Annotated in this window: 8 protein-coding genes; 6 read left to right on the plus strand and 2 right to left on the minus strand. The window is 68.3% G+C overall.

The features are described from left to right. The 3 genes from hisF to hisIE are packed head-to-tail and all read left to right on the plus strand — an operon-like array spanning position 1 to position 2180. Positions 1-759, plus strand: coding sequence for an imidazole glycerol phosphate synthase subunit HisF (gene hisF, locus OV287_RS24090; protein ID WP_267536381.1), 759 nt, complete (start codon positions 1-3; stop codon positions 757-759). Continuing rightward, positions 760-1533, plus strand: a complete 774-nt coding sequence (gene hisN / locus OV287_RS24095; RefSeq protein WP_267536382.1) for a histidinol-phosphatase — start codon at positions 760-762, stop codon at positions 1531-1533. It abuts the gene before it with no gap. Next, positions 1533-2180, plus strand: a complete 648-nt coding sequence (gene hisIE, locus OV287_RS24100) for a bifunctional phosphoribosyl-AMP cyclohydrolase/phosphoribosyl-ATP diphosphatase HisIE (protein ID WP_267542405.1) — start codon at positions 1533-1535, stop codon at positions 2178-2180. The genes hisN and hisIE overlap by 1 nt, the downstream gene beginning before the upstream one ends. Here the strand turns inward: hisIE and OV287_RS24105 are convergent. Together OV287_RS24105 and OV287_RS24110 are read right to left on the minus strand one after the other, a co-directional pair. Then, positions 2158-3042, minus strand: a complete 885-nt coding sequence (locus tag OV287_RS24105; RefSeq protein WP_267536383.1) for a sigma factor-like helix-turn-helix DNA-binding protein — start codon at positions 3040-3042, stop codon at positions 2158-2160. The genes hisIE and OV287_RS24105 overlap by 23 nt on opposite strands. After that, complete coding sequence (locus OV287_RS24110; RefSeq protein WP_267536384.1) at positions 3039-6119, minus strand: serine/threonine-protein kinase; 3081 nt, start codon at positions 6117-6119, stop codon at positions 3039-3041. Before OV287_RS24110 ends, OV287_RS24105 begins: the two co-directional genes overlap by 4 nt. 197 nt (positions 6120-6316) lie before the next feature. On the opposite strand from OV287_RS24110, the gene OV287_RS24115 reads away from it, so the two are divergent. The 3 genes from OV287_RS24115 to OV287_RS24130 all read left to right on the plus strand — a co-directional run bounded on the left by OV287_RS24115 (position 6317) and on the right by OV287_RS24130 (position 11915). Further along, entirely contained in the window at positions 6317-8458 is a 2142-nt protein-coding gene (locus tag OV287_RS24115) for an N-acetylmuramoyl-L-alanine amidase (RefSeq protein ID WP_267536385.1), read from the plus strand. 213 nt (positions 8459-8671) lie between these two features. Continuing rightward, positions 8672-10294 carry a hypothetical protein gene (locus OV287_RS56220; protein ID WP_308809716.1) on the plus strand — a complete coding sequence of 541 codons (1623 nt, stop codon included), beginning with the start codon at positions 8672-8674 and terminating at the stop codon, positions 10292-10294. Between the two features lie 43 nt (positions 10295-10337). Next, entirely contained in the window at positions 10338-11915 is a 1578-nt protein-coding gene (locus OV287_RS24130) for a peptidoglycan DD-metalloendopeptidase family protein (protein ID WP_267536386.1), read from the plus strand. The last annotated feature ends 100 nt before the right edge of the window (positions 11916-12015 follow it).

Here is a 12015-nt window from a genome sequence, read left to right on the forward strand (position 1 = left end):
ATGCTCACGCGGCGGCTGATCGTCTGTCTGGATGTGAAGGGTGGACGCGTGGTGAAGGGCGTCCAGTTCGAGGGCCTCCGGGACGTGGGCGACCCCGTCGAGCTGGCCATGCGCTACGAGGAGGCGGGTGCCGACGAGGTGACGTTCCTCGACATCTCCGCGAGCAACGAGGAGCGCGGCACCTTGTGGGACCTGGTGCACCGCACGGCGGAGCGGTTGTTCATCCCCCTGACGGTGGGTGGCGGCGTGCGCACCGCGGACGACGTGGGCCGGGCGCTGCGGGCCGGCGCGGACAAGGTGAGCCTCAACTCAGCGGCGGTGGCCCGCCCCGAGGTGCTCACCGAGTGCGCCGAGCGCTTCGGTGCCCAGTGCGTGGTGGCGAGCATCGACGCCAAGCGCGACGGCGACCGGTGGCGCGTGTACACGCACGGCGGCAAGAAGGCCACGGAGTTGGACGCGGTGGCCTGGGCACGCGAGTGCGTGAAACGTGGAGCAGGTGAAATCCTGCTCACGAGCATCGACCGGGATGGGGCCCGTTCGGGGTATGACCTGGAGCTGACGCGGACGGTTGCCGAGCAGGTGGACGTTCCGGTCATCGCCTCGGGTGGTGCGGGCAACGCGGAGCATGTCCGGGCCGCGCTGCAGGAGGGCAAGGCGGAGGCGGCGCTCGTCGCGGGAATCCTCCACGACGGCGTCACCACGGTTGGGGCGATCAAGTCGCTGCTCCAGAAGAGCGGCCTTGGGATCAGGAGCCTCTGAATGGATGCGCAGGCGTTGATGCAGGCGGCAGAGGAAGTGGCGCGCAGGTCGGGAGACGTGGCCCTGGGCTTCTTCCGCCAGGGCGTCACGGTGGATACCAAGGGGGACGGCACGCCGGTGACGGTGGCGGACCGGACCGCCGAGAAGACGGCTCGCGAGTGGATCGAGTCCCGCTTCCCCGAGGACGGCATCCTCGGAGAGGAGTTCGGCGAGACGCGGGCCGGAGCGAAGCGCCGGTGGATCCTCGACCCTATCGACGGGACGAAGACGTTCATCCGGGGCGTGCCGTTGTGGGGCACGCTGGTGGCGGTGGCGGAGGGCGAGCGGATTCTCGCGGGCGCGGCGTACTTCCCACCCGTAGGGGAGATGCTGGTGGCGGCGCCGGGGCAGGGGTGCTGGTGGAACGGGAAGCGGACGCGGGTGTCGGCGGAGGCAGACCTGTCTCGGGCGGTGGTGCTGTCCACCGACGAGCGCTTCCTGGCGCACCCGGATCGCGGGGCGAAGTGGCGGGCCCTGGCGGCGAAGGCGTCCATGGACCGCACGTGGGGTGACTGCTACGGCTACCTGCTGGTGGCCACGGGTCGGGCGGAGGTGATGGTGGACGAGTTCCTGTCGCCCTGGGACGCGGCGGCGCTGCAGCCCATCATCGAGGAGGCCGGCGGAGTCTTCACGGACTGGACGGGGACGCGGACCTCGTTCGGTGGCAACGGGATCGCGACGAACGCGGCGCTCGCGGAGCAGGTGCGCGAGCTGCTGGGCGCCAAGAGGGCATGATGCTGGATCTCTCGAAGCTGGACTTCACCAAGGGCAACGGGCTGGTGACGGTGGTGACGCAGGACGCGCACTCGGGCGACCTGCTGATGGTGGCGCACGCGGACCGCGAGGCGTTGGAGAAGACGCTGGAGACGGGCGAGATGTACTACCGCTCGCGCACGCGGGGCCTGTGGCACAAGGGCGGCACGAGCGGGAACGTGCAGCGGGTGGTGTCCCTGACGGCGGACTGCGACGGGGACGCGGTGCTGGCCCGGGTGGTGAAGGCGGGCCCGGCGTGTCACACCGGGGCGGAGACCTGCTTCGGCGCCGAGCCGGTGGATGCGCTCGTCGAGCTGGACCGGACCATTACCCAGCGGGCGGCGAAGGCTCCAGCGCCGGGGGAGAAGCCGAGCTACACGCGGCGACTCCTGGACGACCGCAACCTGCGCCTGAAGAAGATTGGCGAGGAGGGTGCTGAGCTGGTGACGGCGTGCGCGGATGGGGACAAGGAGCGCGCGACGGAGGAGGCCGCGGACGTGCTCTACCATGTGCTGGTCGCGGTGCGGCCGCTGGGCATCACGTTGGATGATGTGAAGGCGGTGCTCGCACGCCGGGCGGGACGGACACCCCCTCCCGCCGCGAAAGCTACATCCAGCGCTGGAGGCTGACGTCCCACTGGCTGCGGATCAGCCCCAGGAAGCTCTCCAGCTCCGACTCTCCCAGGCCCAGTCTGCACGTGAGCTCTGCTCGGATGAGTCGGAGCAGACGCTCGCGTGCGCGGGCAACCCGGTACGCGACGCTGGAGCGCGGCTCGCCGAACATCTTGGCGAGCCGGTCCATGGTGAAGCCATGAACGTGGTGCAGTCGCAGCAGGCTGCGCTCTTGCTCGGCGAGCGCCGCGGTGGCCCGCCGTAGCGCGTCCGTCAGGGCCTGGCGCGCATCCTCCGTGGTCAGGAGGCGCTCCGGATCCTCCGGGCACAAGAACCGGCTCAGCGTCTCCTCGGGCAGCTCCTCGAATCGCTCCTGGTGTCCCTCGCGTTTGTGCAGCGCAATCAGGATGCGCTCGGCGGCGATGCGCACCCAGGCCAGCAGGGGGCCACGGCCAGCGTAGAACGCGAGCTTGGGCTGTCCCTCGTCACCCCGGCCCACGAGCAGCCGCTCGCGCAGCATCTGGAGGATCTCGTCCGTCTGCGCCGCCGCGCCAGGGCCCAGCCGGGCGGGGACCTTGCGCAGCACTTGTTGATCGAAGGTGCGGAGTGCCTCGGGTGCTCCATCCAGACAGGCTCGCGCCAGATAGAGGTCCGCACCGTGCAATTGATGGAGCCATCGAGCCGCGTCCTCTTCCGGAACCTGGAGCGCTAGATACGGGATGAATCGCTCGGGAGCGAGCACGACGGATGGCCATGCCGCCTGCCCCGCGTCCAGGTGTTTGCGCAGCGAGGTTTCCAGGCCGTCCACCTGCCCCAGACGGATGCGCTGTGCATGCGGCAGGAACGCCGAGAGACACGTCTCATCCTGTTCGTAGCTCATGGTGTTCCTCGCTGCCGCTGCCAGTCGGAGACCGCCTTCAGCTTCCGGTGGCCGCGTGCTCCCAACGTTTCCAGCTCCACCCTGGCCTCTGCGGCCAGGGCGTTGGCGCGCTCGGGCTCAGAGGGGTTCTGCTCGGCGAGAGCCCGGGCCAACATGAACGTGGCCCACGCTGCATCGCTCCGGTCCCTCGGCGCCTGTCGATGGATCTCCCGCGCTTTCTCGATCAGAGGGATGGCTCGCTGGGGTTCTCTCGACGTCAGCAGAACCTCCGCCTGGCAGATGAAGTCGAGCGCGACATCGGGCGCGGCTGGCCCCTGGGCCGCCTCATCGAGCGCCAGCGCCTTCTGGCAGTACTCGAGCGCCAGCTTCGGATTGCGGCTGGCGAGCTCCACCTCGGCCAGGACCCGGAGCGTGGAGCTTCCCGAAGCGCCCTTCTTCCCCCGCACCTGTTCGGACAGCTCGAGGGAGCGCAGCAGATCACTCCGGGCTTCGCGGAGGCGGTTGGCTCGCAGATGGAGCAGCCCCCGGTAGGCCAGGGGCAGGGCGGCTCGCGGCGTCTCGGGGCCGAGTGCGCCCTGGACGCTCTTCAGTGCTCGCTCGAACCACTTCAGCGCCTCCTCGGGTTGCTGGGCATCCATTGCCCACTGGCCCAGGGCGCAGAGCACGAGCATGGTATCGGGGTGGTCCTTGCCCTTGCTCCGCTCCATGATGGCGAGCGCCCGGTCCAGGTACCCGCGGGCCTCCTCCAGCTTTCCTTCCTTCCTCAGGGCGACGCCCAGGTTGTTGAGCGGACCAGCGAGGCTCGGATGATCGGGCGTGTGGGCCACCTCCTGGAGCCGGAGCGACCGCCGCCAGGCTTCGATTGCCTCCTCGCGGCGTCCCAGGTTGATCAACGCCACGGCCGTGTTGCTCAGGTACACCGCGAGGCCGGGATGCTCCTGCCCCAGCAGGCGCTCGCGGATCTGTTGTGCCTCGCGGAACAGCTCCAGGGCTTCCACATTGCGGATCTGTTGCGAACGGATGCGCCCCATCGGAGACAGGAAGCGGGCCGCGAGCAGGCTCTCGGGCCCCTGGAGCTTTCGGGCGAGCTCCAGGCCCTTCGTGAGCTCCCGCTCCGCGTCCTCCAATCGTCCCTGCACCACCAGCATGCTGCCCAGCCGCAGGTGCAGTTCGGTGGTGATGGTCGGAGCGCGCTCGCTTCCCAGCCGCTCCAGCGCCGCCCGGGCATGCCTCGTGAGGCGATCCACCTCATCGGCACGCGCGAGCTGATCCCCAATGAGCCAGACCAGCAGGCTCCAGGTCCTCACGACCACCTCGTCATCCCGACTCGCCTCCGCCGCCCAGAGCGCACGGTAGAGGATCTCCTCGGCTTCCTGATGCTTGCCGGTGAGCCCGTGGAGCTGTCCATGCTCGAGGAGCACCTCGGCCTCCAGCGGCTGGAAGTCGAGCGTCCGGACTTCCTCGAGCAGCGCGGAGGTGGTGGCGAGCGCCTCGGGATGTCTTCCCGCCTCGGTCTGGACGCGAACCTCCGCGAGCCGGCGCCGGACCGCATCCACTCGCGGGCGGAGAGCATCGGGCGGCTGGGGACGGGTGGAGAGCGCGGGTGCGTCCCTGCATACCGTCAGCCCCTCGATTGCCCCCACCATCTGGGACGCCTTCTCCAGGATTTGCTCATCCGCTCTCTCGAGCACCTCCACGGTGGCCGAGAGCTGCCACAGCCGGGTGTCGAGACAGGTGGTCGTCTGCCAGGCGGAGGGATTCTCCCCGGCCTCGGCCGCGAGACAGGTCTCCATCCGCAGCGTGCGCCACTGGGTGACGTGGGCATCGAGCGCCGTGGAGACCTTCTCCCAGACAGCCGCCGCGTACGGTTTGCCCGTGCCGAGGAGGGCTTCCTTGACGCGCTGGTGGTGCTCGGGGCTCCACGCCTCAGCGAGCCGATCCACCTCGCGCTGGCAGTGCACCTCGCGCCGCCGGGTGAGGGTGCCGTTCACCAGAACGAAGAGGAGAGGGACGGCGAGCGCCGCCGCGAGCCAGGGCAATACGCGCCGCGAGCGGGGCTGGAGGGCGGACAGCAGTTCCTCCATCGACGCGTGACGGTCCGCTGGGCGGTAGCGCAGGCCCTTGAGGATGGCGCGTCGCACCTTCGCGGGAACCGTGCCCCGGGTGGACGGGGGCTGTACTCGTTCTTCCCGCATGGCGCGGAGCCGATCCTCCGGGTTGTTGCCCGTGAAGGGGCGCACGCCGAAGAGAGCCTCGTAGAGGGCCACACAGAAGCTGAACTGGTCGCTGAGGGCATCGGCGCGCTGACCCCGTAGCGTTTCGGGTGCCATGTAGGCCGGGGTTCCCACCAGGGCACCGGAGCGGGTCAACGGGTCGGTCGAGAGGTCTCCCGTCGCCGTGCCATCCGCGGTTGGGGGGACTGCCGTGTTGTCCCGATTGGGGGGCCCAGCCAGGCCAAAGTCCGTGATGCGAGCCCGGCCATCGTTCCCGACCAGGATGTTGGTGGGCTTGACGTCCCGGTGGACCAGTCCCGCGGCATGTGCGGCCGCCAGTCCGTGGCCCGCCTCCTGGAAGACGTGGAGCACCTCCTGCCAGGAGTGGGGCTGCTCGAGCCACCCGGCCAGCGTGGCCCCCTCCACCAGCTCCAGCGCGAGGAAGACGCCCTCCTCGCACGTGCCCACGTCATAGATGGCGACCACGTTCGCGTGCGAGAGGCGGGCGAGTGACTGAGCCTCCCGCAGCAGCCGCTGCCGCAGCTCGTGGGCCTCCTGGCTGCGTGCTCGCAACAGCTTGAGGGCAATCTGCCGGTCCAGCTCGGGGTCATACGCGGCGTACACGACGCCCATGGCCCCCTGGCCCAGCCATGCGAGCACCACATAGCGCCCGATGGTGCTGTTGCGCGCGAGCGGCGCTTCCTCCTCCAGGGCCGGGCCGGATGGCCCCGAGCTCCGTCCCGCCGCCAGGACACGCTCGCACTCGGGACAACGCAGGATGTGCTCCAGGACCTCTGCCCGGCGCTCGTCGGAAAGAAATCCCGCGAGGAAACTGCTCAGCGTTGTCTCGTTCGGGCACTCCATCCTGCACACAGGATAACCCGAACCCCTTGAAATTCCTCACACTGTGGCGGTCCGGGCATTCCCTTGAAGGTTTCACGGTCGATTCTTTGGACGCCGACTGGCTCGCCATCTCCTCCTATTGGGCTCCCCCCGCCCCCGCCGTCCGCGAGGGAAAGGAGCCGCCCATCACTCGCGAGTGACGAAGTCCGGAGGAATCAATGAAGAACAAGCCAGGAATCGTCGTGCTCGCCGCCTCGCTGGCCTTGGCCCAGGCGTGCGGCACGAACGAGCAGCAGCAGCCCTCCGCGGTCCCCACCGTGGAGGCGGATGTGAAGGTGCCGACGGAGGCCTCCGCACGCGAGGACGACTCCCTCGATGCGCTCTTCCGCGAGGCGGGCCAGGAGTTCAACGTGCCGCCCGCGCTCCTCAAGTCCATCTCGTTCGTCCAGACGCGCTACCAGATGGTGGAGGGGGCCGAGGAGTTCGAGGGACGCCCGACGGTCCACGGGCTGATGGCTCTCTCGGGGGCGCAGCTCAAGGAGGGCGCGAAGCTGGCTGGCGTCACGGTGGAGCAGGTCAAGAAGGACGCGCGTTCCAACGTCCGGGCGGCGGCGGCGCTGCTGTCGCGCCGCGCGGATGCGCTTCAGGTGGACCGGACGAAGGCGGACAAGTGGGCGCCGGCAGTTGCCGAGGTGTCCGGCATCGAGAACGAGGAGGGCCGCCGCAGCTTCGTCCACAACGAGGTCTTCCGGGTGGCTCGCCTGGGGCTGGGGACGCTCTCGAAGGAGTGGGCCGCGAGTGGACAGGGCCTGGTCGTGGAGGAGCTGGGTCAGCAGGCCCAGGCGCTCGCGGGTCCGGACTACGCTCCGGCCGTGTGGCGGCCCTCGCCCAACTTCAACGCCCGGCCCATGGGTGTGAAGATGGTGGTCATCCACACCTGTGAGAGCAGCTACTCGGGGTGCTGGAGCTGGCTGACGAACACCAGCTCGGGGGTGAGCGCGCACTACGTGGTGCGTGAGGACGGCGGGGAGATCAGCCAGCTGGTGCGCGACGGGAGCCGGGCCTGGCATATCGGTGCCACCTACCAGTGCAGCAACAACAGCGGGGTGGAGTGCGGGCTGAACGGGAGAAGCTCCAACGACTTCACCATCGGCATCGAGCACGGCGGGTATGCGTCGACGGTGAACTGGCCGGTGGGACAGATCGACGCCTCGGCCCGGCTGCTGTGCGACATGACGCGTGACCACGGGATTCCCCGCGACCGTTACCACATCGTGGGGCACGGCCAGCTGCAGCCGTACAACCGCACGGACCCCGGTGCCAACTGGCCCTGGACGGACTACCTCAATCGCGCCAACGCGCACTGCGGCACGGCGTGCGTGATCATGGGGGACATCAAGGCGAAGTATGACGCGGTGAACGGCCCCGTGCTGCTGGGCAAGTGCCAGGCCGGTGAGCTGTCGACGCCGGACGGGGTGGGGCGCTTCAACCACTTCGAGCGCGGCAGCATCTACTGGACGCCGACGCTGGGCGCCCACGTGGTGATGGGGCAGATCCGCATCAAGTGGGAGCAGCTGGACTGGGAGCGCGGCGCCCTGGGCTACCCGCTCACCGATGAGCTGACGACGCCGGACGGGGTGGGCCGCTACAACCACTTCGAGCGCGGCAGCATCTACTGGACGGAGGCGACGGGGGCCTGGGAGATCCACGGAGACATCCGCGAGAAGTGGAAGCAGCTGGGCTGGGAGCGGAGCGAGCTGGGCTACCCGGCGAGTGGAGAGCTGAAGACGCCGGACGGAGCGGGCCGCTACAACCACTTCCAGAACGGAAGCATCTACTGGACGCAGGCGACGGGAGCGCACGAGGTGAGAGGTCTCATCCGGGCGAAGTGGGAGCAGATGGGGTGGGAGAAGAGCTACCTGGGCTACCCGACGACGGATGAGCAGGCGACGCCGGACGGGGTGGGCCGCTACAACCACTTCGAGCGAGGCAGCATCTACTTCACGCCTGCGACGGGCGCGCACGAGGTGATTGGAGACATCAACGCCAAGTGGGTGGCGCTGGGCCGTGAGGCGGGACTGCTGGGTTACCCGCTGACGGACGAGACGAAGACGCCGGACGGGGTGGGGCGCTTCAACCACTTCCAGAACGGCAGCATCTACTGGACGTCGACGACGGGAGCGCACGAGGTGCATGGCCCCATCCGTGCGAAGTGGGAGTCGCTGGGCTGGGAGACGGGAGCGCTGGGCTACCCGGTGAAGGACGAGTACGCCGTCACGGGCGGGCGCGAGAGCGAGTTCCAGAAGGGCTTCCTCACGCTCAACACCGCCACCAACACCGTCACCGTGCGCATGAAGTAGCAGGCCCGGCGGACATCTGAAGTCCGCATCGGGCCATCGAAGTCCGCATGCGGCGGGAGAGGTCCCATCCGCCTCCCGCCGCATGGTCACACCTCCGTCGGTTTCCCCCTCCTTTACCCCCCGAGAAGACGCATGCGCTTGTCACGCCTTTGGATGCTGTTGTGTGCCCTGACCGCAGTTCATTGCGGTGTCCCCGATGAAGAACCCCGTCCCGTGGATGAGCTGACCGGCGAGGTCCTGCTCGATCTGGCTGGGACTCACGACATGCACCGGCTGATGGAGGATGCAGACCTGACTGGGTGGGGCTGGATTACTCCCGCGCAGGTGCAGGGGTTCCTTCAGCAGAAGGGCTCCTATCTGGCCGGGTACAGGGATCCCGTGTGGGGCAACAAGACGGCCGCCACGCTCATCGTCGAGCGCTCGCGCGCACATGGCATCAGCCCGCTCTACATGCTGGCGCGCATCCAGATCGAGTCAGGCCTCATCCAGAGCGGTAACTCGAACAACCTGGCCAAGGCCACCGGCTGCGGCTGCCCGGACAGTGGTGGCTGCAGCTCGAACTACGCGGGCTTTGGAAACCAGATCGAGTGTGGTGCCGCGAAGATCCGGAATTACTTGAGGGATCTGGACGCGGGCAGGCCCACGGTCAGCGGGTGGAAGGTCGGTCTCACCAAGCAGACGCTGGATCCCTGCACGGTGACGCCCGCCACCAAGGCCACCGCCGCGCTCTACACGTACACCCCCTGGGTGGGCGCGTATGCCATGCAATGCGGAAGGACCACCGTGGGTGGTTCGTCGCTCGTGTCGGCGGTCTTCGCCCGCTACCGGACCGATTACAACTGGGGCTCCAGTTGCGTGATCATGGGGGACATCAAGGCGAAGTACGACGCGGTGAACGGGCCCGTGCTGCTGGGCGCGTGTCAGGCCGGTGAGCTGTCGACGCCGGACGGGGTGGGGCGCTTCAACCACTTCGAGCGCGGCAGCATCTACTGGACGCCGACGCTGGGCGCCCACGTGGTGATGGGGCAGATCCGCATCAAGTGGGAGCAGCTGGACTGGGAGCGCGGCGCCCTGGGCTACCCGCTCACCGACGAGCTGACGACGCCGGATGGAGTAGGCCGCTACAACCACTTCGAGCGGGGCAGCATCTACTGGATGGAGGCGACGGGGGCCTGGGAGATCCACGGGGACATCCGCGCGAAGTGGGAGCAACTGGGCTGGGAGCGGAGCGAGCTGGGCTACCCGACGACGGGGGAGACGAAGACGCCGGACGGAGCGGGCCGCTACAACCACTTCCAGAACGGAAGCATCTACTGGACGCAGGCGACGGGAGCGCACGAGGTGCGTGGCCTCATCCGGGCGAAGTGGGAGCAGCTGGGATGGGAGAAGAGCTACCTGGGCTACCCGACGACGGATGAGCAGGCGACGCCGGACGGGGTGGGTCGCTACAACCACTTCGAGCGAGGCAGCATCTACTTCACGCCGGCGACGGGCGCGCACGAGGTGATTGGAGACATCAACACCAAGTGGATTGCGCTGGGACGTGAGGCGGGACTGCTGGGTTACCCGCTGACGGACGAGACGAAGACGCCAGACGGGGTGGGGCGCTTCAACCACTTCCAGAACGGCAGCATCTACTGGACGGCGACGACGGGAGCGCACGAGGTGCACGGCCCCATCCGCGCGAAGTGGGAGTCGCTGGGCTGGGAGACGGGAGCGCTGGGCTATCCGGTGAAGGACGAGTACGCCGTCACCGGCGGGCGCGAGAGCGAGTTCCAGAAGGGCTTCCTCACGCTCAACACCGCCACCAACACCGTCACCGTGCGCATGAAGTAGCAATCCCCCGGACAGTGCCCCCCAACGCAGGATGGAAATCCCCATGAAAGTAGAAGGCTTGCTGAATCCCCGTACGTGGCTGTCAGGTCTGTCACTGGCGTTTCTGCTGAGCGGCACCGGCTGCGGTTCCGAGTCCCCGAATGCGGACACGCAGGAGGCGCCCACGCAGGAGGCGACCCTCACCAATGCCTTGGCGCGGCCCAACTTCCAGGCCCCCTTCCCCTGCGGGCAGTCCTGGACGTACAGCCACCACAGCGCCGAGGTGCGGCGCGCGCTCGACTTCGTGAAGAATGGAGGGGGCACCAACGGCCAGCCTCAGCTCGCCTCGGCGGCGGGTTACGCCACGCGCCACTTCGAGTCCGGCGGCGCGGGCAACTACATCAAGATCGACCACGGCGGCGGGTGGACGACGTACTACTTCCACCTGTCCGCCTTCTCGGTGCCGAGCGGCATCCAGGTGGCGCAGGGCCAGCAAATCGGCGTGACGGGGAGCACCGGCGCGAGCAGCGGAGCGCACGTCCACTACGAGCAGCTGCTCAACGGCGTGGGCCAGGACATCATCCTCAACGGCGTGTCGCTCGCGCCCTATCCCGGCAGCTACGGCTCCAGGAGCATCACCAGCAACAACTGCACCACTTGTGTGATCGTGGGGGACATCAAGGCGAAGTATGACGCGGTGAACGGCCCCGTGCTGCTGGGCAAGTGCCAGGCTGGTGAGCTGTCCACGCCGGACGGGGTGGGACGCTTCAACCACTTCGAGCGAGGCAGCATCTACTGGACGCCGACGCTGGGCGCGCACGTGGTGATGGGGCAGATCCGCATCAAGTGGGAGCAGCTGGGCTGGGAGGTGAGCGTCCTGGGCTACCCCATCACCGACGAGCTGACGACGCCGGATGGAGTAGGCCGCTACAACCACTTCGAGCGGGGCAGCATCTACTGGACGGAGGCGACGGGGGCCTGGGAGATCCACGGGGACATCCGCGCGAAGTGGGAGCAACTGGGCTGGGAGCGGAGCGAGCTGGGCTACCCGACGACGGGGGAGACGAAGACGCCGGACGGAGCGGGCCGCTACAACCACTTCCAGAACGGAAGCATCTATTGGACGCAGGCGACGGGAGCGCACGAGGTGCGTGGCCTCATTCGGGCGAAGTGGGAGCAGCTGGGGTGGGAGAAGAGCTACCTGGGCTACCCGACGACGGATGAGCAGGCGACGCCGGACGGGGTGGGCCGCTACAACCACTTCGAGCGAGGCAGCATCTACTTCACGCCTGCGACGGGCGCGCACGAGGTGATTGGAGACATCAACGCCAAGTGGATTGCGCTGGGACGTGAGGCGGGGCTGCTGGGCTACCCGCTGACGGACGAGACGAAGACGCCGGACGGGGTGGGGCGCTTCAACCACTTCCAGAACGGCAGCATCTACTGGACGTCGACGACGGGAGCGCACGAGGTGCATGGCCCCATCCGTGCGAAGTGGGAGTCGCTGGGCTGGGAGACGGGAGCGCTGGGCTACCCGGTGAAGGACGAGTACGCCGTCACGGGCGGGCGCGAGAGCGAGTTCCAGAAGGGCTTCCTCACGCTCAACACCGCCACCAACACCGTCACCGTGCGCATGAAGTAGCGGACAATCTCCCCTCTCCCCTCGGGAGAGGGACGGGGTGAGGGTATCCGTCTCCGTGCTCAACCCCACTCGGACGTCCACTCGAGTGGGGGGCTATGGT

Origin of the sequence: Archangium lansingense (assembly GCF_026626635.1) — a bacterium.
Taxonomy (GTDB): Bacteria; Myxococcota; Myxococcia; order Myxococcales; family Myxococcaceae; genus Archangium; species Archangium lansingense.

Excerpts from the sequence above, each read along its gene's own strand:
- hisF (WP_267536381.1), top strand. The coding sequence starts at position 1 with ATGCTCACGCGGCGGCTGATCGTCTGTCTGGATGTGAAGGGTGGACGC.
- hisN (WP_267536382.1), top strand. The coding sequence starts at position 760 with ATGGATGCGCAGGCGTTGATGCAGGCGGCAGAGGAAGTGGCGCGCAGG.
- hisIE (WP_267542405.1), top strand. The coding sequence starts at position 1,533 with ATGCTGGATCTCTCGAAGCTGGACTTCACCAAGGGCAACGGGCTGGTG.
- OV287_RS24105 (WP_267536383.1), bottom strand. The coding sequence starts at position 3,042 with ATGAGCTACGAACAGGATGAGACGTGTCTCTCGGCGTTCCTGCCGCAT.
- OV287_RS24110 (WP_267536384.1), bottom strand. The coding sequence starts at position 6,119 with ATGGAGTGCCCGAACGAGACAACGCTGAGCAGTTTCCTCGCGGGATTT.
- OV287_RS24115 (WP_267536385.1), top strand. The coding sequence starts at position 6,317 with ATGAAGAACAAGCCAGGAATCGTCGTGCTCGCCGCCTCGCTGGCCTTG.
- OV287_RS24130 (WP_267536386.1), top strand. The coding sequence starts at position 10,338 with ATGAAAGTAGAAGGCTTGCTGAATCCCCGTACGTGGCTGTCAGGTCTG.